The 22,506-nt window shown below is 31.6% G+C and carries 18 protein-coding genes and 2 pseudogenes; 15 read left to right on the forward strand and 5 right to left on the reverse strand.

Annotated features, from left to right (window positions below):
* Positions 1–217: 217 nt before the first annotated feature.
* Entirely contained in the window at positions 218–1,534 is a 1,317-nt protein-coding gene (locus IDG63_RS12605) for a CoA-disulfide reductase (RefSeq protein ID WP_001124521.1), read from the reverse strand.
* Positions 1,535–1,585: 51 nt separating this feature from the next.
* Positions 1,586–2,410: a Cof-type HAD-IIB family hydrolase gene (locus tag IDG63_RS12610; protein ID WP_001182436.1), complete on the reverse strand. Its 825-nt coding sequence runs from the start codon at positions 2,408–2,410 to the stop codon at positions 1,586–1,588.
* A gap of 113 nt (positions 2,411–2,523) precedes the next feature.
* Between IDG63_RS12610 and IDG63_RS12615 the strand changes: the two genes are divergently transcribed.
* From IDG63_RS12615 to clpB, 3 genes are all read left to right on the forward strand, one after another.
* Positions 2,524–2,832, forward strand: a complete 309-nt coding sequence (locus IDG63_RS12615) for a metal-sulfur cluster assembly factor (protein ID WP_000390575.1) — start codon at positions 2,524–2,526, stop codon at positions 2,830–2,832.
* 547 nt (positions 2,833–3,379) lie between these two features.
* Positions 3,380–5,194 (forward strand): acyltransferase family protein, encoded by a 1,815-nt coding sequence (locus IDG63_RS12620; RefSeq protein WP_001044230.1) that lies wholly within the window; start codon positions 3,380–3,382, stop codon positions 5,192–5,194.
* A 202-nt stretch (positions 5,195–5,396) separates the two neighbouring features.
* A complete protein-coding gene (gene clpB, locus IDG63_RS12625; protein ID WP_000353955.1) occupies positions 5,397–8,006 on the forward strand; it encodes an ATP-dependent chaperone ClpB in 2,610 nt (869 codons plus the stop codon).
* Positions 8,007–8,064: 58 nt separating this feature from the next.
* Here clpB and IDG63_RS12630 read toward each other — a convergent pair.
* A pseudogene (locus tag IDG63_RS12630) lies at positions 8,065–8,932 on the reverse strand (LysR family transcriptional regulator).
* A 109-nt stretch (positions 8,933–9,041) separates the two neighbouring features.
* On the opposite strand from IDG63_RS12630, the pseudogene IDG63_RS12635 reads away from it, so the two are divergent.
* The 5 genes and pseudogenes from IDG63_RS12635 (at position 9,042) to IDG63_RS12655 (ending at position 13,168) form a co-directional block, all read left to right on the forward strand.
* Positions 9,042–10,188 (forward strand): annotated as a pseudogene (locus IDG63_RS12635) (LeuA family protein).
* The gene (locus IDG63_RS12640) at positions 10,172–10,813 is read left to right on the forward strand and encodes an L-threonylcarbamoyladenylate synthase (protein ID WP_000404422.1); all 642 of its coding nucleotides are present in this window, start codon (positions 10,172–10,174) and stop codon (positions 10,811–10,813) included. The pseudogene IDG63_RS12635 and the gene IDG63_RS12640 overlap by 17 nt, the downstream one beginning before the upstream one ends.
* A complete protein-coding gene (locus IDG63_RS12645; protein ID WP_001037438.1) occupies positions 10,806–11,924 on the forward strand; it encodes an MFS transporter in 1,119 nt (372 codons plus the stop codon). Before IDG63_RS12640 ends, IDG63_RS12645 begins: the two co-directional genes overlap by 8 nt.
* On the forward strand, positions 11,908–12,423 hold the full coding sequence (locus IDG63_RS12650) for a YbhB/YbcL family Raf kinase inhibitor-like protein (protein WP_000695344.1): 516 nt from the start codon (positions 11,908–11,910) through the stop codon (positions 12,421–12,423). The genes IDG63_RS12645 and IDG63_RS12650 overlap by 17 nt, the downstream gene beginning before the upstream one ends.
* 310 nt (positions 12,424–12,733) lie before the next feature.
* Positions 12,734–13,168, forward strand: a complete 435-nt coding sequence (locus IDG63_RS12655) for an MAP domain-containing protein (protein WP_000769693.1) — start codon at positions 12,734–12,736, stop codon at positions 13,166–13,168.
* A gap of 256 nt (positions 13,169–13,424) precedes the next feature.
* Here IDG63_RS12655 and IDG63_RS12660 read toward each other — a convergent pair whose 3' ends face one another.
* Positions 13,425–13,610, reverse strand: a complete 186-nt coding sequence (locus IDG63_RS12660) for a YjzD family protein (protein ID WP_000682089.1) — start codon at positions 13,608–13,610, stop codon at positions 13,425–13,427.
* A 294-nt stretch (positions 13,611–13,904) separates the two neighbouring features.
* Here IDG63_RS12660 and IDG63_RS12665 point away from each other — a divergent pair, with 294 nt between their 5' ends.
* Positions 13,905–14,846, forward strand: a complete 942-nt coding sequence (locus IDG63_RS12665; protein ID WP_001100526.1) for a beta-ketoacyl-ACP synthase III — start codon at positions 13,905–13,907, stop codon at positions 14,844–14,846.
* Between the two features lie 11 nt (positions 14,847–14,857).
* A complete protein-coding gene (gene fabF, locus IDG63_RS12670; RefSeq protein ID WP_000081240.1) occupies positions 14,858–16,102 on the forward strand; it encodes a beta-ketoacyl-ACP synthase II in 1,245 nt (414 codons plus the stop codon).
* A gap of 54 nt (positions 16,103–16,156) precedes the next feature.
* Here fabF and IDG63_RS12675 read toward each other — a convergent pair whose 3' ends face one another.
* A complete protein-coding gene (locus tag IDG63_RS12675) occupies positions 16,157–16,528 on the reverse strand; it encodes a DUF3899 domain-containing protein (protein ID WP_000915161.1) in 372 nt (123 codons plus the stop codon).
* A 242-nt stretch (positions 16,529–16,770) separates the two neighbouring features.
* On the opposite strand from IDG63_RS12675, the gene opp3b reads away from it, so the two are divergent.
* Genes opp3b through IDG63_RS12700 form a run of 5 tightly spaced genes read left to right on the forward strand, consistent with a single transcriptional unit; the run spans position 16,771 to position 22,470 of the window.
* Positions 16,771–17,697, forward strand: a complete 927-nt coding sequence (gene opp3b / locus IDG63_RS12680; protein ID WP_000521536.1) for an oligopeptide ABC transporter permease — start codon at positions 16,771–16,773, stop codon at positions 17,695–17,697.
* The gene (opp3C, locus tag IDG63_RS12685; protein ID WP_000829632.1) at positions 17,697–18,767 is read left to right on the forward strand and encodes an oligopeptide ABC transporter permease; all 1,071 of its coding nucleotides are present in this window, start codon (positions 17,697–17,699) and stop codon (positions 18,765–18,767) included. Before opp3b ends, opp3C begins: the two co-directional genes overlap by 1 nt.
* A gap of 15 nt (positions 18,768–18,782) precedes the next feature.
* Positions 18,783–19,865, forward strand: coding sequence for an ABC transporter ATP-binding protein (locus IDG63_RS12690; RefSeq protein ID WP_000140051.1), 1,083 nt, complete (start codon positions 18,783–18,785; stop codon positions 19,863–19,865).
* Positions 19,855–20,796: an ABC transporter ATP-binding protein gene (locus IDG63_RS12695; RefSeq protein ID WP_000845230.1), complete on the forward strand. Its 942-nt coding sequence runs from the start codon at positions 19,855–19,857 to the stop codon at positions 20,794–20,796. Before IDG63_RS12690 ends, IDG63_RS12695 begins: the two co-directional genes overlap by 11 nt.
* An 18-nt stretch (positions 20,797–20,814) precedes the next feature.
* On the forward strand, positions 20,815–22,470 hold the full coding sequence (locus tag IDG63_RS12700; RefSeq protein ID WP_000197010.1) for a peptide ABC transporter substrate-binding protein: 1,656 nt from the start codon (positions 20,815–20,817) through the stop codon (positions 22,468–22,470).
* Positions 22,471–22,506 lie beyond the last annotated feature (36 nt).

Raw genomic sequence — 22,506 nt, forward strand, 5'->3', positions numbered from 1 at the left:
GAGACTCCTGAGGGAGCAGTGCCAGTCGAAGACCGAGGCTGAGACGGCACCCTAGGAAAGCGAAGCCATTCAATACGAAGTATTGTATAAATAGAGAACAGCAGTAAGATATTTTCTAATTGAAAATATCTTACTGCTGTTTATTAGGGATTTATGTCCCAGCCTTAACATAATTCTAACCTAGACAATTAAGATTAGATTGAATCGCATGATTCATTTATTTAGCTTTGTAACCAATCATATTGATTAAATCTTTAGGGTGGCTATATGGTGGTGCATAAGCCACTTCAAACTCAGTTAACTCATCTACAGTTAGCTGGTTCATCATTGCCATCGATAGTACATCAATACGTTTATCTGCACCTTCTTTTCCTACTGCAGCTGCTCTTAAAATCTGACGGTTTGAAGTGTCATAATATACCCTTAAGTGTAAAGGGGAATTTCCTGGGTAATAATTCGCGTGTGCACCTTGAGTGACTTCCACCATTTTATAGTCAAATTGCTTTAGTTCATTTGGTTTAACGCCAACACTCGCAAATGTATAATCAAAGAACTTCACAATATTGTTGCCTAAGAAGCCTTTGAATTCAATAGTGTCATTTCCAGCAATTTGTTCGGCAACAATACTTGCTGCACGGTGAGCGCCCCAAGCTAAAGGAACACTAGCCGGTAGATCGACATGTCGATAATGTGATGTTGCAATATCGCCTATTGCATAAATGTTTGGAACATTTGTTTCAAATTTATCGTTTACCGGTATGAAACCTTTTCGATCAAGTTTGATATTTGAACTTTCGATAAATTTTGAATTGGGGTGAGTACCGACACCTTCAATAATCATATCGTAATGTTCAACTTTTCCTGATTTAAATGTAATTTCATTTCCATTGATAGCATCAATTTCCTCATTTAAACGGTATGGAATCTCCCGCTTATCTAATTCATCAAGTATAGGTTGATTCATGTCAGCATCCATTAATTTATTTATCTTATCAGATCGATGAATTAAAGTAGGGTGTAAACCACGTTCATAAAGGTTTTCAAGAACTTCTAATGAAACATAACCTGCACCTATAACCAATACTTTATCAACTTGATTTGCTTTGATGAATTGATCGATAGCATCAGTGTCTTCTAAATTTCTAAGTGTAAATGTAATATCACTTTCAAAGCCAAGGCTATTTGCACTTGCACCAGGGCTTAAAATGAGTTTATCGTAAGATTCTTCAAATTGTTCGTTTGTCTTTCTATTTAATACAGATACAGTTTGTCTTTCATCATTGATTGCAATAACTTCATGATAAGTTTTTACTGTAATTTGCTTTCTATCATAAAATTTTTCAGGTGTATACGCTAAAGCATATCTTCTATCTTCAACAACTTCGCCAATGACATAGGGCAATGCACAATTAGCAAAGCTCATATCACGATCTTTTTCAAAAATAATAATGTCACTTTCTTTATCTAAACGTCGAATTTGGCTGGCACATGTTGCACCGCCAGCGACTGCTCCGACTACGACTATTTTGGGCATCGTAACTTACCTCCTATTGTTTTAAAATATTATAAAATGATTAGTTATAAATTAACAGTAATATCTAATATTTAAATTAAAGAAATCATTCAAATATCGACCAATGCCATCTTCATTATTGTTGAATGTAATATTGTTCGCTACATCTTTAAGTTCTTGCAAACCATTTTCCATAGCAACACCATGGCGGGCGTACTCAATCATTTCAATATCATTATCTTCATCACCGAATGCAATAATATTATTTCGGTCAATATTTAAAAATTGTCTAACTTGCTCAATGCCTCTTGCTTTATTAATACCAAGTTTTACAATTTCAATGACAGGGAATGGTGCGCCCCAGCGTCGATGCTCAATATGATCGGCATAAAAATGAGTAAGCATATTTTTGATTTCAGGTATTTTACTTTCTTCGGCTTCAATTAAAATTGAGGTAGGGGATTCTTTCAAGTGGACAAGTAAATTACCAGTTTGAATTCTTGGATTACCCATTGAAAAACCTTCAAATAATCTTGGATCATGATTGTTAATGAAAACATAATCTTTCACTTCTGCTATAATATTCGATACTTGATATTGTTGTAATCCTTGAATAATGTTTTGTGCGATGCCTAAATCTAAAATTTCATGGCAAGTTTTGAAGTTTTTATCTTTAGGGTGATGTACGTAAGCGCCATTAAAATTAACAATTGGTGTCGTTAAATTTAATTCATGATAATACATTTGACTTGCACGATAAGGTCTGCCAGTCGCAATCATAATTTGGTGTCCACGTTGTTGTAATTCATTTAATACTTGTTTAGTATATGATGAAATTTCTTTGTTATCGTTTAATAATGTTCCGTCTAAGTCTAGACATATTAAATGTGGTTGCATATCTCTCTCCTCATAAGTTGCTTAGTTCATATAGATACATCATAGCATTTTATTGGCGTTTTGTCGGATATTTGATATATTATGAATAATATGACATTAAAGAGGTGATATGGATGGAAGAGGCATTGAAAGATAGTATCTTAGGTGCATTAGAAATGGTAATTGACCCTGAATTAGGAATTGATATCGTTAATTTAGGTTTAGTATACAAAGTGAATGTTGATGATGAAGGCGTATGTACAGTTGATATGACTTTAACATCAATGGGATGTCCAATGGGACCTCAAATTATTGATCAAGTTAAAACAGTATTAGCAGAGATTCCTGAAATACAGGATACTGAAGTGAATATCGTATGGAGTCCACCTTGGACAAAAGATATGATGTCACGTTACGCTAAGATTGCACTTGGTGTGAGCTAACATAAACGTGCATTGCCTGTAGAATTTCTTTTAGAAATTCTCTGTGTTGGGTCCCCGCAGTCAATATAACATTGTAGAGTATAATTCATTGTGAATAAGCTCCCTTCAAAGTAGACATTGAAAAATGAAAATTTTGAAGGGAGCCTTATTTATGTTCTAGGTTCTGATTTCATTTTGAAAATTTATATCTAACTTGTTTCAAAAAATATGAATTAAGACAGTGACTTGCACTTCTAAGAGTGCGCAATTCATTTTCTAGTTGAATATTTTCTTGAAAATTTTTATAATAAATTGAATTTATATTACAGTTATATTACAATACATAATACTTCATAGTTTTTAAGTTGCCGAGTTGCATTACAAATTGGATTTCGAAGTAAGAATCATCATTGGTAATTTTTTTAATTTAACAGTATTTTAGTCAATATGATTTTGATGATGTCGTAATTCAATAATATACATATGCATTTCAATATTCTTTTAAACAGCATAACTAAATTTAATTAAGCATCTAAGAAGAACAGTTTTAAAAGGGAAGAATGCAAAAATGAACAAAACAAAGGGTTTTACAAAGTATAAGAAAATGAGATATATGCCAGGGCTCGATGGTTTGAGGGCAATCGCTGTTCTAGGAATTATTATTTACCACTTAAACAAGCAATGGTTGACAGGTGGCTTTTTAGGTGTGGATACATTTTTTGTGATCTCTGGTTATTTAATTACAAGCTTATTACTCAAAGAGTATGATGACACAGGTATCATTAAATTGAAAAGCTTTTGGATACGTCGTTTAAAACGTTTATTACCAGCAGTCATAGTTTTATTAATGGTTGTAGGGACAGCAACCTTATTATTAAAATCAGATAATATCATTAGGGTTAAACATGATATTATTGCTGCGATATTTTATGTATCAAACTGGTGGTATATAGCAAAAGATGTTAATTATTTTGAGCAATTTTCATTTATGCCATTAAAGCATTTATGGTCTTTAGCAATTGAAGAACAGTTTTACATATTTTTCCCAGTTATTTTGGTTACATTATTGTTAACAATTAAAAAGCGATACAAAATAGGATTTATTTTTTGGGGAGTATCAATAATTTCTTTAGGGTTAATGATGTTTATCTACAGTATTAATGGGGATCATTCACGAGTGTATTTTGGTACAGATACTAGATTACAGACATTGTTACTGGGTGTTATTTTAGCTTTTTTATGGCCACCGTTTAAATTGAAAAATGATCCACCTAAAGTTGTAAAATATGTTATTGATAGCATAGGTAGTTTATCATTTATAGTACTTATATTATTATTTTTCATTATTAATGATGAGACGAATTGGATATATGATGGTGGTTTCTATTTAATATCCATATTAACGTTATTTATTATTGCCAGTGTCGTTCATCCATCTACATGGATAGCGAAGATATTTTCAAATCCAGTGTTAGTATTTATCGGGAAAAGGTCTTATAGTTTATATTTATGGCATTTTGCAGTAATTAGTTTCGTACATAGTTACTATGTAGATGGACAGATACCTGTATATGTGTACTTTATAGATATAAGTTTAACAATTATATTTGCAGAGCTATCATATCGCTTTATAGAAACTCCATTTAGAAAAGAAGGTATTAAAGCTTTAAATTGGCGACCTTCTTATATACCACAATTTATAAGAATGGCAATTGTAGTAACCTTGTTAATTCCATTTATGTTGATTTTAGTAGGTGCATTCAATAAATATGGTAAAGACATTATTGGAGAAAAAGCGAATAGCTTTGATACCACTATTGAAGATAATTATTTAATGCGGATAGCACCAATTGATAACATTCACATTGATGGCTTAGTAAGTGAGAAGAAAAAGGAATCTTCCGACGTATATAATAATATTAAACCTCTTTTAATCGGTGATTCAGTAATGGTTGATATCGGTGAGTCATTTAAGTCATCAGTTCCTAAGTCTAGAATTGATGGAAAAGTAGGGCGTCAATTGTATCAAACTTTACCTTTAGTTAAAGCGAATTATTCACAATATAAAAAATCATCTGATCAAGTCGTATTAGAATTAGGTACAAATGGCGACTTTACTGTCAAACAGCTCGACGATTTACTTAATCAATTTGGAAAAGCCAAGATTTATTTAGTTAATACACGTGTTCCAAGAATTTATGAGGCAAATGTAAATCGATTATTAGCTGACGCGGCGAAACGAAAGTCCAATGTCACATTAATTGATTGGAATAAGCGATCACAAGGACATAGTGAATATTTTGCACCAGACGGTGTACATTTAGAGTACAAAGGAGTCCTAGCTTTAAAAGATGAAATATTAAAAGCACTTAAAAAGAAATAACATATGTTTAATAAGTCTAGTTAATGTGTAACGTAACATTAGCTAGATTTTTTTATTCAAAAAAATATTTACAAATATTAGGAAATTTAAGTGTAAAAGAGTTGATAAATGATTATATTGGGACTATAATATAATTAAGGTCAAAGAAAGTCAAAGTCAAAAGTGCAACTTGACCAACTCTACAAATTAGAGGTGAAATTATATGGATATAAATAAAATGACATATGCTGTTCAAAGTGCTTTACAACAAGCAGTTGAACTGAGTCAGCAACATAAATTACAAAATATAGAAATTGAGGCAATTTTAAGCGCTGCCTTAAATGAAAGTGAAAGCTTATATAAAAGTATTTTAGAACGAGCAAATATTGAGGTAGATCAATTAAACAAAGCTTATGAAGACAAACTAAACACGTATGCATCTGTAGAAGGTGACAATATACAATATGGTCAATATATTAGCCAACAAGCAAACCAATTGATAACTAAGGCTGAATCATACATGAAAGAATATGAAGATGAATATATTTCAATGGAGCATATTTTACGTTCGGCAATGGACATTGATCAAACAACAAAACATTATATAAATAATAAAGTAGAAGTTATCAAAGAAATTATTAAAAAAGTAAGAGGGGGAAATCACGTGACATCACAAAATCCAGAAGTTAATTACGAAGCATTAGCTAAATATGGCCGCGACTTAGTAGAAGAAGTTAGACAAGGTAAAATGGATCCTGTTATAGGAAGAGATGAAGAAATTCGAAATACGATTCGTATTTTAAGTCGTAAAACTAAAAACAACCCTGTGCTCATTGGTGAACCAGGTGTTGGTAAAACTGCAATTGTTGAAGGATTAGCGCAACGTATAGTTAAGAAAGATGTGCCAGAATCATTATTAGATAAAACTGTTTTTGAGTTAGATTTAAGCGCATTAGTAGCGGGCGCTAAATATCGTGGTGAATTTGAAGAGAGATTAAAAGCAGTCCTAAAAGAAGTTAAAGAGTCTGATGGTAGAATTATATTATTTATTGATGAAATCCATATGCTTGTAGGTGCTGGTAAAACAGATGGTGCCATGGATGCAGGCAACATGCTAAAACCAATGTTAGCACGAGGAGAGTTACATTGTATTGGTGCAACAACTTTAAATGAATATCGAGAATATATTGAAAAAGATTCGGCATTAGAGCGTCGTTTCCAAAAAGTAGCAGTTAGTGAGCCTGATGTTGAAGATACAATTTCAATTTTACGTGGTTTAAAAGAACGATATGAAGTGTATCATGGTGTGCGTATTCAAGATAGAGCCTTAGTTGCTGCCGCTGAATTGTCTGATCGTTACATCACTGATCGTTTTTTACCAGATAAAGCGATTGATTTAGTTGACCAAGCATGTGCAACAATTCGTACGGAAATGGGATCAAATCCAACTGAATTGGATCAAGTTAATAGACGTGTCATGCAATTAGAAATTGAAGAAAGCGCACTTAAAAATGAATCTGACAATGCGAGCAAACAGAGATTACAAGAACTACAAGAAGAGCTTGCCAATGAAAAAGAGAAACAAGCAGCACTTCAATCTCGTGTAGAATCAGAAAAAGAAAAAATAGCAAATTTACAAGAAAAACGTGCGCAACTAGATGAAAGTAGACAAGCGTTGGAAGATGCACAAACAAATAACAATTTAGAAAAAGCTGCTGAACTACAATATGGAACAATTCCTCAATTGGAAAAAGAACTTAGAGAATTAGAGGATAATTTCCAAGATGAGCAAGGTGAAGATACAGATCGAATGATTCGTGAAGTTGTAACAGACGAAGAAATTGGCGATATTGTCAGCCAATGGACAGGCATACCAGTTTCAAAATTAGTTGAAACAGAACGTGAAAAATTACTTCACTTAAGTGACATCTTGCATAAACGTGTTGTAGGTCAAGATAAAGCGGTTGACCTGGTTTCAGATGCAGTAGTTAGAGCAAGAGCAGGTATTAAAGATCCAAACAGACCTATTGGTAGTTTCTTATTCCTAGGTCCAACTGGAGTAGGTAAAACTGAATTAGCTAAATCATTAGCTGCATCATTATTTGATTCTGAAAAACATATGATTCGTATTGATATGAGTGAATATATGGAAAAACATGCAGTATCAAGATTGATAGGGGCACCTCCAGGATATATTGGACATGATGAAGGGGGTCAATTAACTGAAGCGGTTCGTCGTAATCCATACTCAGTTATTTTATTAGATGAGGTTGAAAAAGCGCATACTGACGTCTTTAATGTATTATTGCAAATTTTAGATGAAGGCCGTTTAACTGATTCTAAAGGACGTAGCGTTGATTTTAAAAATACTATTATTATTATGACAAGTAATATTGGATCTCAAGTTTTATTAGAAAACGTAAAAGAGACTGGTGAAATTACAGAATCAACAGAAAAAGCTGTTATGACAAGTTTAAATGCATATTTCAAACCAGAAATTTTGAATCGTATGGATGATATCGTATTATTTAAACCATTATCTATTGATGACATGAGTATGATTGTAGATAAAATCTTAACGCAATTAAATATAAGATTATTAGAACAACGAATCTCAATTGAAGTTTCTGATGATGCTAAAGCTTGGCTAGGTCAAGAAGCTTATGAACCTCAATACGGTGCAAGACCATTAAAACGTTTTGTACAACGCCAAATTGAAACACCATTAGCACGTATGATGATTAAAGAGGGATTCCCAGAAGGTACAACGATTAAAGTTAATTTAAATTCAGACAATAACTTAACGTTTAATGTTGAAAAAATTCATGAATAAAATTGAACCAAGAATGTGATGATTAATCGCATTCTTGGTTTTTTAGATTTGAAATTTATTATAATTGTTCATTGGCAATATACTTTTTAAATGATTTAATAAACACCAATATTTCTGGGCTTTCTTTTTTGCTGTATATATGTAAATGAAATAGGTGCTTGTAAAATTTTCGTGTTAATAACCGAAATATTGTAATCACTATTTGTTGTTATATAAAGAGGCAGGAATGATATACCTTGATTCATTTCGATTAATTTAATTGAAGTATGCACATCATTGATAGATAGAAATTGTGCTTTTTCATAAATATTTAAAATATTATTTTTAAGTGATGACCAATATTCTGGATGGTTATCACTTATTATTTTGTATTTTTCAAATAAAGATGCCTCAGTTAGAAGATGATTATTCTCTTTATTGGGAGCAATCAATACAATTTTACCTTCGCATACTTTTTCAGAATGAACTTCTCTTAGTTTAGGTTGATTTCTGCTAATCCCGATGTCATACGTATGATTATTAATATCTTTTTCAATATTTTCATTTTTGACATGAAGAGAAACATCGATAAAAGGATGCTCGTTAAAGAAAGATTTTAAAAATTTGGGCATAATGAATGTCGCGATATATGAAGACACGACAACATTTAATTTCGATTGAAACATCGTTTTTTTAAGTTGGATATGTTTGATGCCACTTTCATATTGTTCAATAAAACTTTGCGCAATTGGAAGAAATGTATGACCATCTTCAGTCAAGATAATTTGATTTTTATAAGTTTCAAATAGTTTCACATTGAGATGCTGTTCTAAATTTTTAATTTGCTTATGTATAGAAGGTATAGTGAGATTAATTTCTTCACTAGCTAATCGATAGTTTAACGTCTTCGCTAAAATGACAAATGTATAGTACCAATCTAAATTCATGAACTTACCTCTTTCAAAAAAGTTAATAATTCATTAGATAATATTTAATTTTTATTGCATAAAAATAATATTAATATTATATCAGAGGTTATCGAGGGGGTGAAGTAATATGATTCGAATTCAAGATAATACAATAAGGGATGGTATGCAACAAAGTAATGTTCGAAAAAGTCTAATTATAAAAAAAGAAGTATTGAAACAAATTAACAAGTTAAATATAAATTCTGTTGAAGTAGGCATGTGTACAACTATCGAGGATGAATTTAATATTCATCAATTCAGAGACATTTTAAGTCCTGAAAAAGAATTAGTAGTATTGACTAGGCTTAATGAAAAAGAAATAAAAAAAATAGTCAAATTAAAAATTCATAATTTAGTGGTAAAAATACTATTGCCAATATCTGACTTGCATATAAAAGAAAAGCTTAATTTTTCAAATAAATATTATATTCAGAAAATCAAAGACTGCTTGGATATATTAAAGAAAGATAAAAAAAGGAGTAGATATTTGTTTTGAAGATGCAACAAGGACTTCTAGAGAAAAATTGAAGGAATACATGGAAATTATTTCAGAATATCAAGTTAGAACAGTTACCTTTGCGGACACTGTAGGATGTTCGACACCATTAGAATACGGAGATATTTTTAATTACTTTGTAAAAAAATATTCTAACATAATTTTTTCTGCTCATTGTCATAACGATCTAGGGTTGGCTACTGCAAATACATTAGCTGCAATTTTAAATGGTGCGAAACAAATAGAAACTACATTTTTGGGAATTGGTGAGAGAGCGGCTAATGCTCCTATTGAGGAAATAATTACTATTTTGACAAAAAAACAAATAAAAAGTACGGAATTCACTTTACCCGACGTATATAAAACTAGTATTAATATTTCTAAAATTCTCGATTTTCAAATATCAGAAAACAAACCTATAATTGGTGAAAATATATTTAAACATGAATCAGGAATTCATCAAGATGGTACTAAAAAAAATATAAATATGTATCAATATTTAGTTCCTAGTGATTTAGGATTGAAAAATTCACAAGTTGTTCAGTTTCCAATAAGTAATATTTCTAGTAAGAAAATCTTGCACAATAAATTTAAATCAATAGTTAACACTGAAGAAATTGATGAAAATATTTCTTTCTATAAACTTGTGAACAAGTTTTCACCTGAAGTAGCATCTGAAGATACAGTGGATTTACTTCAGATAATAAAAAGGAGGAGTAAAGATGGAAATTTTAAATGATTCTGTAAAAAGTTTTGAAAAACTTTATTTACAATTACAAGATGGTTTTCCAGTGATTGTTCCTACTGATACTAATTATAATTTATGTAGTTTACCTAACAACGATCTTTGTATCGATAAAATATTTGAATATAAAAAGCGATCGAAAGATAAGCCATTATCATTATTTATTGATAAGCCAGAGGATTGGAAATTGTATGGAGATAATCAAAATACGGAAATAGTTGATAAACTAGTTGAAATATTTTGGCCTGGACCATTAAATATTATTTTAAAAAATAAAACAAGCTATAATTATATGCTCAATAATTCAGATAGTATAGCTATAGGATGTGTACAAAATAAAACGATGAGAAGATTTATTTCATATATTAATTCACCTATAGCAATTACTTCAGCAAATATATCTGGAACTGCCGATGATATTTTAATAACTGAAAATGAAGCAATTAAGCACATGGGCGAAAATGTAAGATATATGCTAAGAAGTCAAAATAAAACTAACTATAAAACATCTAGTACGATTATTAAAGTGACAGATAATAAAATTGAATTATTAAGAGAAGGAGATATAAAGTTTGAAGAAATAAAAGAAAGACTAGGTACAGGTATTATTTATGAATAAGTTAATACTTGGGATTTATTTATACCGAATTTTTTCACGAGCATACTTTTATTTACCGTTTTTATTAATTTACTTTTTGATTCAAGGTTATTCCATAATACAATTAGAAATATTAATGGCGTCTTATGGCATTGCAGCATTTTTATTCTCTCTATACAAAGAGAAGTGTTTTAAAATTTGTAACTTAAAAGATTCTAATAAATTAGTTGTTAGTGAAATATTCAAAATCATCGGTTTATTGTTGTTATTATATCAAAATCAATATTTAATTTTAGTAGTGGCACAAATATTATTAGGGTTAAGTTACTCAATGATGGCGGGTGTTGATACCGCAATAATTAAAAGAAATATAACAAATGAGAAATACGTACAAAATAAGTCAAATAGCTATATGTTCCTATCATTATTAATTTCAGGGATTATAGGTAGTTATCTTTATGGAATAAATATTAAATGGCCTATAATAATGACTGGTATATTTTCAATTCTAACAATTATAATTATTCGATGCACATTAGTTGAAAATAGGGAATTAAATTTAATAGGAGAAACAAAGGGAAAGATAAAGAAATTTCTACCAGAAGAGAAGTTTTGGATATTGCATTATTCTTTTTTAAGAGCGTTAATATTAGGATTTTTTATAGGATTTATTCCAATTAATATATATAATGATTTAAAACTGAATAATTTACAATTTATTTCAGTATTAACTTGTTACACAGTTATGGGTTTTGTATCTTCACGTTATTTAACTAAATACTTGAATTATATGTTTGTGTCAGAAATTTGTTTAGTAATATTTTTAATAATATATACATATCAAAGTTTCATAGCAGTTACTATTTCTATGATATTTTTAGGTATTTCTTCAGGGTTAACTCGTCCACAAACTATAAATAAACTTTCTAGCAGTAGTAACTTAAGAGTGATGCTTAATTATGCAGAAACGTTATATTTTATTTTTAATATCGCATTTTTACTTATGGGTGGTTACTTATATACAATAGGAACTATTCAATACTTAATATTATTTATTTCGTTATTAATTTTTATATATTTAATAATAATATTTTATTTTACAAGGAGAGAGCAACATGAAAATAAAAACTGAATTTAAAGGGAACAATATACCATATGAATACGCAGCAGGTGCAGATGTGAGTGATTCTATTAACGGGAATCCAATTAAGTCATTTCCATTTGAAGTAATTGAATTACCGGAAGGGACTAAATATCTTGCTTGGTCTTTAATTGACTATGATGCAATCCCAGTATGTGGCTTTGCTTGGATTCATTGGAGTGTAGCTAATGTAAGTGTTAGTGGCAATTCAATTTCTATAAAAGCAGATTTATCAAGAACAAAGGGCGAGTATGTACAAGGTAAAAATAGCTTCACTAGTGGTTTGTTAGCTGATGATTTTTCAGAAATAGAAAATCACTATGTAGGACCTACACCACCTGATCAAGATCATCAATATGAATTAACAGTTTATGCGTTAGATCATTTTTTAAATTTGAAGAATGGGTTCTACTTGAATGAATTTTTAAAAGAAGTAAATCAACATAAAATTGATCAAACAAGTATTAACCTTATAGGAAGAAAAATTTAATACTAAATATCTCATCAATATAAAAATGTTCAATTAAAAGTACAAAGAAACAAAGGTTTTAATTTATATATTAGGTACGGCGTTCGCTATAATGCAAAGAAGTAATTAAATTTAAGAAATGTAAACTTAGTTATTGTAATGTGAATTTATTTGAAAAAATAGAAAGTATTAACAATTATAGCTTTTACATTAATTAAAATTTATTTTTAAAAACAAGTAAACAATTTACATACTTATAATTTTTGAAACTTTTAGATTTGTGTTATATTGATTTTGTAAGATACTTTAACTCACAAAGGAGAGAGATTATATGAAATTAAAATCATTTATAACTGTAACTTTGGCACTGGGCATGATCGCAACGACTGGCGCTACTGTGACAAGTAATGAGGTATCTGCAGCAGAAAAGGACAAACTACCGGCAACTCAAAAAGCTAAAGAAATACAAAATGTTCCATATACAATTGCAGTAGATGGCATTATGGCTTTCAATCAATCTTACTTAAATTTACCAAAAGATAGCCAATTATCATATTTAGATTTAGGAAATAAAGTTAAAGCTTTATTATATGATGAACGTGGTGTAACACCTGAGAAGATTCGAAATGCAAAATCTGCCGTTTACACGATTACTTGGAAAGATGGCAGCAAAAAAGAAGTGGATTTAAAGAAAGATAGTTATACAGCAAACTTGTTTGATTCAAATTCAATTAAACAAATTGATATTAATGTAAAAACTAAATAAACACTTAAAATTATCAAATTCAACATGAAGCATTTAATTTTACAGTGATGATTATAATATAATTGCCTTGATACAAAGATTACTCGTAAATGACATCTTTGTATTAAGGCTTTTTCTAAATTTAAAAGTGATGGGTTAGAGGTCATTGAGCTTTAAAATATTCAAAATACAAAACATTAATGGCCAAAAATAAAAGCCGCCTTTATCTGGGCAGCTTCAATAATAAGAAAGACATATTTCATTTTATACTAAATAGTTATTGTGATGAATCTTTCGGCGGTTTAATTACTGCAGCAAAAATTGCTGTGAAAATCGTGAACAATACTGCCATGATAATTGGATTCACTACATTTAAGCTGTCTCCACCTACTAGGCTATTAAGTACAAAGTTAACCATTTGCATTAATAATAATGCCCAAAAGAATGTTACGAGGTGTTTCATGTCATTCTACCTCCACTTTAATTATATATATTTTATTTTAAGTGAAAGTTAGAAATTTGTATAGTAACATCTCATATATTTTGACCATATTATACAGTTTAAATAAATGATTTTATTTGAATGGCTATTCTAATTTAAGCGCATTAAAACCAATTTCATACTGAAATTTGACGATAATAAAGCATTAAAATTTTATTAACTAGTCAATATTCCTACCTCTGACTTGAGTTTAAAAAGTAATCTATGTTAAATTAATACCTGGTATTAAAAATTTTATTAAGAAGGTGTTCAACTATGAACGTGGGTATTAAAGGTTTTGGTGCATATGCACCAGAAAAGATTATTGACAATGCCTATTTTGAGCAATTTTTAGATACATCTGATGAATGGATTTCTAAGATGACTGGAATTAAAGAAAGACATTGGGCAGATGACGATCAAGATACTTCAGATTTAGCATATGAAGCAAGTGTAAAAGCAATCGCTGACGCTGGTATTCAGCCCGAAGATATAGATATGATAATTGTTGCCACAGCAACTGGAGATATGCCATTTCCAACTGTCGCAAATATGTTGCAAGAACGTTTAGGGACGGGCAAAGTTGCCTCTATGGATCAACTTGCAGCATGTTCTGGATTTATGTATTCAATGATTACAGCTAAACAATATGTTCAATCTGGAGATTATCATAATATTTTAGTTGTCGGTGCAGATAAATTATCTAAAATAACAGATTTAACTGACCGTTCTACTGCAGTTCTATTTGGAGATGGTGCAGGTGCGGTTATCATCGGTGAAGTTTCAGAAGGCAGAGGTATTATAAGTTATGAAATGGGTTCTGATGGCACTGGTGGTAAACATTTATATTTAGATAAAGATACTGGTAAACTGAAAATGAATGGTCGAGAAGTATTTAAATTTGCTGTTAGAATTATGGGTGATGCATCAACACGTGTAGTTGAAAAAGCGAATTTAACATCAGATGATATAGATTTATTTATTCCTCATCAAGCTAATATTAGAATTATGGAATCAGCTAGAGAACGCTTAGGTATTTCAAAAGACAAAATGAGTGTTTCTGTAAATAAATATGGAAATACTTCAGCTGCGTCAATACCTTTAAGTATCGATCAAGAATTAAAAAATGGTAAACTCAAAGATGATGATACAATTGTTCTTGTCGGATTCGGTGGCGGCCTAACTTGGGGCGCAATGACAATAAAATGGGGAAAATAGGAGGATAACGAATGAGTCAAAATAAAAGAGTAGTTATTACAGGTATGGGAGCCCTTTCTCCAATCGGTAATGATGTCAAAACAACATGGGAGAATGCTCTAAAAGGCGTAAATGGTATCGATAAAATTACACGTATCGATACTGAACCTTATAGCGTTCACTTAGCAGGAGAACTTAAAAACTTTAATATTGAAGATCATATCGACAAAAAAGAAGCGCGTCGTATGGATAGATTTACTCAATATGCAATTGTAGCAGCTAGAGAGGCTGTTAAAGATGCGCAATTAGATATCAATGAAAATACTGCAGATCGAATCGGTGTATGGATTGGTTCTGGTATCGGTGGTATGGAAACATTTGAAATTGCACATAAACAATTAATGGATAAAGGCCCAAGACGTGTGAGTCCATTTTTCGTACCAATGTTAATTCCTGATATGGCAACTGGGCAAGTATCAATTGACTTAGGTGCAAAAGGACCAAATGGTGCAACAGTTACAGCATGTGCAACAGGTACAAATTCAATCGGAGAAGCATTTAAAATTGTGCAACGCGGTGATGCAGATGCAATGATTACTGGTGGTACAGAAGCACCAATTACTCATATGGCAATTGCAGGTTTCAGTGCAAGTCGAGCGCTTTCTACAAATGATGACATTGAAACAGCATGTCGTCCATTCCAAGAAGGTAGAGACGGTTTTGTTATGGGTGAAGGTGCTGGTATTTTAGTAATCGAATCTTTAGAATCAGCACAAGCTCGAGGTGCCAATATTTATGCTGAGATAGTTGGCTATGGTACTACAGGTGATGCTTATCATATTACAGCGCCAGCTCCAGAAGGTGAAGGCGGTTCTAGAGCAATGCAAGCAGCTATGGATGATGCTGGTATTGAACCTAAAGATGTACAATACTTAAATGCCCATGGTACAAGTACTCCTGTTGGTGACTTAAATGAAGTTAAAGCTATTAAAAATACATTTGGTGAAGCAGCTAAACACTTAAAAGTTAGCTCAACAAAATCAATGACTGGTCACTTACTTGGTGCAACAGGTGGAATTGAAGCAATCTTCTCAGCGCTTTCAATTAAAGACTCTAAAGTCGCACCGACAATTCATGCGGTAACACCAGATCCAGAATGTGATTTGGATATTGTTCCAAATGAAGCGCAAGACCTTGATATTACTTATGCAATGAGTAATAGCTTAGGATTCGGTGGACATAACGCAGTATTAGTATTCAAGAAATTTGAAGCATAACTATAAAAATCTTCAGTAACGTTGTTTTAGTTACTGAAGATTTTTTCAGTTTCTTTATACTAAGATGAGCGACAGCACAATCGTCATAATAAAATATAGAATATTTATTAATAATAAGGGGATTATCCATGTAGAAACAAAGTAATGCTCTTTTTTTACCTCTTGTGGGTTGAAAAATGGATCATCAGAGATAGACTTCTTCTTTTTCGAAGATGACATTTGATACTTTAATCTTCTAAAACCATAACTTGTCGCATCAAAAATGCCTTCTTGTACAAGTAAAATCAAAAATATGCTAATAAAAATAATTAATGAAACATAAAACAATATATTTAAATATGTAATGATAGTATGGCTATTAAAAACCCATATAATAAACGTTAACATTGGGGTTATTAGTGCCATTCCAAGCCATTTTTTCAACATTTGATCACTCCCACTTATAGAAAACTCTTACGCATAGTTTACATTAAAATCAGACATTGAGGAATGATTTTTTAATTTCTTCAGCTTTATTGAAATTCTAAAATCAAACATTCTTCATTAGTTTAAAGCAAAAAAATATTGATATATAGTAAATATTGTATATATAATATTAGTTAAGATTTCAGAAAATTTTGAAGGGAATGGAAATTTAGAAATCGGAATTTGTTAGAGGAGGGGATTAGATGGGGAAATATATTTTCAAACGATTTATTTATATGCTTATTTCTTTATTTATTATTATTACAATTACATTTTTCTTAATGAAATTAATGCCAGGTTCGCCATTTAACGATGCTAAATTAAATGCTGAACAAAAAGAAATTTTAAATGAAAAATATGGATTAAATGATCCTGTAGCTACGCAGTATTTACATTATTTAAAAAATGTTGTTACAGGCGATTTTGGTAATTCATTCCAGTATCATAATCAACCTGTGTGGGATTTGATTAAACCGAGACTACTACCTTCTTTTGAAATGGGTCTTACAGCAATGTTCATCGGTGTGATACTGGGACTTATTTTAGGTGTTGCAGCAGCTACCAAGCAAAACACGTGGGTAGACTATACAACTACAGTAATTTCAGTAATCGCAGTATCAGTACCATCTTTTGTACTTGCAGTTCTTTTACAATATGTATTTGCAGTTAAATTGAGATGGTTCCCAGTAGCTGGATGGGAAGGATTTTCAACTGCTATTCTACCTTCACTAGCATTATCTGCAGCCGTTTTAGCAACAGTCGCCAGATACATAAGAGCAGAGATGATAGAGGTATTAAGTTCAGACTATATTTTATTAGCAAGAGCGAAAGGTAACTCAACTTTACGCGTACTTTTTGGACACGCACTTAGAAATGCTCTAATACCAATTATTACAATCATTGTTCCAATGTTAGCAAGTATATTAACGGGAACATTAACAATTGAAAATATTTTCGGTGTTCCTGGTTTAGGGGATCAATTTGTACGTTCGATTACAACAAATGATTTCTCAGTAATCATGGCAATCACACTATTATTTAGCACACTGTTTATCGTTTCTATTTTTATTGTAGATATTTTGTACGGTGTGATAGATCCACGAATTCGTGTTCAAGGAGGTAAAAAATAATGGCTGAAAATAAAAACAATTTGTCGATTAACGACGATCATTCTAATGCAGCTATGACGCATACCTCTGACGCTATCGCATCATCTGATTTTATTATTAGAGAATTAGATTTGAATCAGGAACCTGAAATGCAACGAGAAAGCAAAAACTTTTGGCAAGATGCTTGGGCTCAGTTAAAACGAAATAAGTTAGCTGTTGTCGGTATGATAGGTTTAATTATCATTGTAATATTTGCTTTTATCGGTCCAGTTATAAATAAACATGATTATGCTGAACAAAATGTAGAACATAGAAATCTTCCGGCAAAAATACCTGTATTAGACAAAGTTCCATTTTTACCTTTTGATGGTAAAGATGCAGATGGCAAGGATGCTTATAAAGCAGCAAATGCTAAAGAAAATTATTGGTTTGGTACTGATCAGTTGGGTCGAGATTTATGGACAAGAACATGGAAAGGTGCTCAAATTTCATTGTTTATCGGTGTTGTTGCAGCGATGTTAGATATTTTTATTGGCGTTGTATATGGTGCGATTTCTGGATTCTTCGGTGGACGTGTCGATACGATTATGCAACGTATACTTGAAGTCATAGCATCTATTCCGAATTTAATTGTCGTAATTTTATTTGTATTAATTTTTGAACCATCCATTTGGACAATTATATTGGCTATGTCTATCACAGGCTGGTTAGGCATGAGCAGAGTTGTACGTGGAGAATTTTTAAAATTAAAAAATCAAGAGTTTGTCATGGCTTCGAAAACATTGGGGGCTTCAAAATTCAAATTGATATTTAAGCATATTTTACCTAATACATTAGGTGCTATCGTGGTTACATCAATGTTTACAGTACCTAGTGCTATTTTCTTCGAAGCATTTTTAAGTTTCATTGGTATAGGTGTACCCGCACCTCAAACATCGTTAGGGTCATTAGTAAATGATGGGCGAGCAATGTTATTAATTTATCCACATGAATTATTTATACCAGCAATGATTTTAAGTTTATTAATTCTATTCTTTTACTTATTTAGTGATGGATTACGTGATGCATTTGATCCGAAAATGCGTAAATAAAAGGGGGCATAGCATATGACTGAAAGAATATTAGAAGTAAATGATTTGCATGTTTCCTTTGATATTACAGCAGGGGAAGTGCAGGCAGTGAGAGGTGTAGATTTTTATTTAAACAAGGGGGAAACATTGGCAATTGTTGGTGAATCAGGTTCAGGTAAATCTGTAACAACAAAAGCAATTACAAAATTATTCCAAGGGGACACAGGAAGAATTAAAAAGGGAGAAATTTTATTTTTAGGGGAAGATTTAGCAAAAAAACCTGAAAATGAGTTAATTAAATTACGTGGCAAAGATATTTCAATGATCTTTCAAGATCCAATGACATCTTTAAACCCAACTATGCAAATTGGTAAACAAGTCATGGAACCATTAATTAAGCACAAAAATTATAGTAAAGCACAAGCTAAAAAGCGCGCATTGGAAATACTAAATCTTGTAGGTTTACCAAATGCAGAAAAAAGATTTAAAGCATATCCACATCAATTTTCAGGTGGACAAAGGCAAAGAATTGTTATTGCAACCGCATTAGCTTGTGAACCTAAAGTGCTCATTGCTGATGAACCAACGACTGCATTAGACGTAACGATGCAGGCACAAATTTTAGATTTAATGAAAGAACTACAACAAAAAATCGATACAGCAATTATTTTTATAACGCATGATTTAGGGGTTGTTGCGAATATTGCTGATAGAGTGGCAGTTATGTATGGTGGTCAAATGGTTGAAACAGGAGATGTTAACGAAATATTTTATGATCCAAAGCATCCATATACATGGGGATTATTATCGTCAATGCCTGATTTATCAACAACAAATGACACACCATTACTAGCGATTCCTGGAGCGCCACCTGATTTATTACACCCACCTAAAGGTGATGCATTTGCGAGACGTAGTCAATATGCATTAGATATTGATTTTAAAGTAGAACCACCGTGGTTTAAAGTTTCACCGACACATTTTGTGAAATCTTGGTTATTAGACGCACGTGCACCAAAAGTTGAACTACCCGAGCTGGTAAAACAACGTATGAAACCGATGCCTAATAATTATGAAAAACCACTCATGGTAGAAAGGGTGTCGTTCAATGAAAACTGATGAAATATTACTATCGATTAAAAATTTAAAGCAATATTTTAATGCAGGAAAGAAAAATGAAGTAAGAGCGATTGATAACATTTCGTTTGATATATACAAAGGGGAAACATTAGGTTTAGTTGGTGAATCTGGTTGTGGTAAATCTACGACAGGTAAATCAATTATTAAGCTTAATGATATTACAAGTGGAGAAATTTTGTATGAGGGTACTGATATACAAAAGATTAAGAAACGTAAAGACTTACTTAAATTTAATAAAAAAATCCAAATGATTTTCCAAGATCCATATGCATCACTAAATCCTAGATTAAAAGTGATGGATATTGTTGCTGAAGGTATTGATATACATCATCTGGCAAGTGATAAACGTGACCGAAAAAAACGCGTCTATGATTTACTAGAAACGGTTGGGCTAAGTAAAGAGCATGCTAATCGTTATCCACATGAATTTTCAGGTGGACAAAGACAACGTATTGGAATTGCCCGTGCATTAGCGGTGGAACCAGAATTTATTATCGCGGATGAACCAATATCGGCATTGGATGTTTCAATTCAAGCTCAAGTAGTTAATTTGCTATTAAAATTACAACGTGAAAGAGGTATCACGTTCCTATTTATAGCTCATGATCTATCAATGGTGAAGTATATTTCAGATCGTATTGCAGTAATGCATTTTGGGAAAATAGTTGAAATTGGACCGTCTGAAGAAATTTATCAAAATCCATTACACGATTATACCAAGTCATTATTATCAGCTATTCCTCAACCTGATCCTGAATCAGAACGCAGTCGCAAACGATTTAGTTACATTGATGATGAGGAAAACAATCATTTAAGACGATTACATGAAATAAGACCGAATCACTTTGTCTTTAGTACTGAAGAAGAAGCGGCAAAACTCCGAGAAAATAAATTGGTGACACAAAATTAAGGGAAAGGGGGAAATGCAATGACGAGAAAATTTAGAACACTTATTTTAATATTGATTGCTACATTTGCATTAAGTGGTTGTGCTAATGATGGTGGAATTTATTCGGATAAAGGTCAAGTATTCAGAAAAATTTTACCACAAGATTTAACATCACTTGATACATCGTTAATAACGGAAGAAATGTCTTTTGAAGTGACAGCACAAACTTTTGAGGGATTATACACGTTAGGTAAAGATGACAAACCTGTGTTAGGTGTAGCGAAAGCTTTTCCGGAAAAAAGTAAAGACGGTAAAACGTTAAAAGTTAAATTAAGAGGCGATGCTAAATGGAGTAATGGTGACAAAGTTACTGCGCAAGACTTTGTTTATGCTTGGAGAAAAACAGTTAACCCTAAAACAGGTTCTGAATTTGCATACATTATGGGTGACATTAAAAATGCTAGTGATATAAATGCTGGTAAGAAACCTGTAGAACAATTAGGTATCAAAGCATTAGATGATGAAACATTACAAATTGAATTAGAAAAGCCGGTTCCGTATATTAATCAATTATTAGCACTTAATACATTTGCACCTCAAAATGAAAAAGTTGCCAAAAAATATGGTGAAAATTATGGTACTGCAGCAGATAGAGCGGTATACAATGGTCCGTTTAAAGTTGACGATTGGAAACAAGAAGATAAAATATTATTATCTAAAAATCAGTATTATTGGGATAAAAAGAATGTAAAGTTAGATAAAGTGAATTATAAGGTTATCAAAGACTTACAGGCAGGTGCTTCATTGTATGATACTGAATCAGTAGATGATGCGCTCATTACCGCAGATCAAGTGAATAAGTATAAAGACAACAAAGGGTTAAACTTTGTGTTATCAACTGGGACATTTTTTGTGAAAATGAACGAGAAAGAATATCCTGAGTTTAAAAATAAAGAATTAAGACTGGCAATCGCACAAGCAATTGATAAAAAAGGTTATGTTGATTCAGTAAAAAACAATGGATCAATACCATCAGATACATTAACAGCAAAAGGCATTGCTAAAGCACCAAATGGTAAAGATTATGCGAGTACAATGAATTCACCGTTAAAATACAATCCTAAAGAAGCAAGAGCGCATTGGGAAAAAGCTAAAAAAGAATTAGGTAAAAATGAAGTGACATTTTCTATGAACACTGAAGATACGCCAGATGCAAAAATATCTGCAGAATATATTAAATCGCAAGTTGAGAAAAATCTACCAGGTGTTACTTTGAAGATTAAGCAATTGCCATTTAAGCAAAGAGTTTCATTAGAGTTAAGTGGTAATTATCAAGCATCACTAAGTGGATGGTCAGCAGATTATCCAGATCCTATAGCTTATTTAGAAACAATGACTACAGGCAATGCACAAAATAATACGGACTGGAGTAATAAAGAGTATGATCAACTACTAAAAGATGCAAGAAACGAATTGGCGCTTCAACCGACAGAACGATATGAAAGCTTAAAAAAAGCAGAGGAGATATTCCTAAATGATGCACCAGTTGCACCGATTTATCAAAAAGGTACCGCACATTTAACCAATCCCCAAGTTAAAGGACTAATTTATCATAAATTTGGACCGAATAGCTCACTTAAAAATGTGTATATAGATAAATCAATTGATAAAGAAACCGGTAAAAAGAAAAATTAATATGCTTTGTAAATGAGGCTGGAGAACTTTCTCCAG

Source organism: Staphylococcus sp. EG-SA-14, from assembly GCF_017151935.1.
Lineage (GTDB): Bacteria > Bacillota > Bacilli > Staphylococcales > Staphylococcaceae > Staphylococcus > Staphylococcus aureus.

Bases quoted from the DNA above. Each gene is read 5' to 3' on its own strand.
- IDG63_RS12620 (WP_001044230.1), top strand. From the start codon at position 3,380: ATGAACAAAACAAAGGGTTTTACAAAGTATAAGAAAATGAGATATATG.
- IDG63_RS12645 (WP_001037438.1), top strand. From the start codon at position 10,806: ATGAATAAGTTAATACTTGGGATTTATTTATACCGAATTTTTTCACGA.
- opp3C (WP_000829632.1), top strand. From the start codon at position 17,697: ATGGCTGAAAATAAAAACAATTTGTCGATTAACGACGATCATTCTAAT.
- IDG63_RS12655 (WP_000769693.1), top strand. From the start codon at position 12,734: ATGAAATTAAAATCATTTATAACTGTAACTTTGGCACTGGGCATGATC.
- opp3b (WP_000521536.1), top strand. From the start codon at position 16,771: ATGGGGAAATATATTTTCAAACGATTTATTTATATGCTTATTTCTTTA.
- IDG63_RS12615 (WP_000390575.1), top strand. From the start codon at position 2,524: ATGGAAGAGGCATTGAAAGATAGTATCTTAGGTGCATTAGAAATGGTA.
- IDG63_RS12675 (WP_000915161.1), bottom strand. From the start codon at position 16,528: ATGTTGAAAAAATGGCTTGGAATGGCACTAATAACCCCAATGTTAACG.
- IDG63_RS12650 (WP_000695344.1), top strand. From the start codon at position 11,908: ATGAAAATAAAAACTGAATTTAAAGGGAACAATATACCATATGAATAC.
- IDG63_RS12605 (WP_001124521.1), bottom strand. From the start codon at position 1,534: ATGCCCAAAATAGTCGTAGTCGGAGCAGTCGCTGGCGGTGCAACATGT.
- fabF (WP_000081240.1), top strand. From the start codon at position 14,858: ATGAGTCAAAATAAAAGAGTAGTTATTACAGGTATGGGAGCCCTTTCT.
- IDG63_RS12690 (WP_000140051.1), top strand. From the start codon at position 18,783: ATGACTGAAAGAATATTAGAAGTAAATGATTTGCATGTTTCCTTTGAT.
- IDG63_RS12640 (WP_000404422.1), top strand. From the start codon at position 10,172: ATGGAAATTTTAAATGATTCTGTAAAAAGTTTTGAAAAACTTTATTTA.
- clpB (WP_000353955.1), top strand. From the start codon at position 5,397: ATGGATATAAATAAAATGACATATGCTGTTCAAAGTGCTTTACAACAA.
- IDG63_RS12610 (WP_001182436.1), bottom strand. From the start codon at position 2,410: ATGCAACCACATTTAATATGTCTAGACTTAGACGGAACATTATTAAAC.
- IDG63_RS12665 (WP_001100526.1), top strand. From the start codon at position 13,905: ATGAACGTGGGTATTAAAGGTTTTGGTGCATATGCACCAGAAAAGATT.
- IDG63_RS12700 (WP_000197010.1), top strand. From the start codon at position 20,815: ATGACGAGAAAATTTAGAACACTTATTTTAATATTGATTGCTACATTT.
- IDG63_RS12660 (WP_000682089.1), bottom strand. From the start codon at position 13,610: ATGAAACACCTCGTAACATTCTTTTGGGCATTATTATTAATGCAAATG.
- IDG63_RS12695 (WP_000845230.1), top strand. From the start codon at position 19,855: ATGAAAACTGATGAAATATTACTATCGATTAAAAATTTAAAGCAATAT.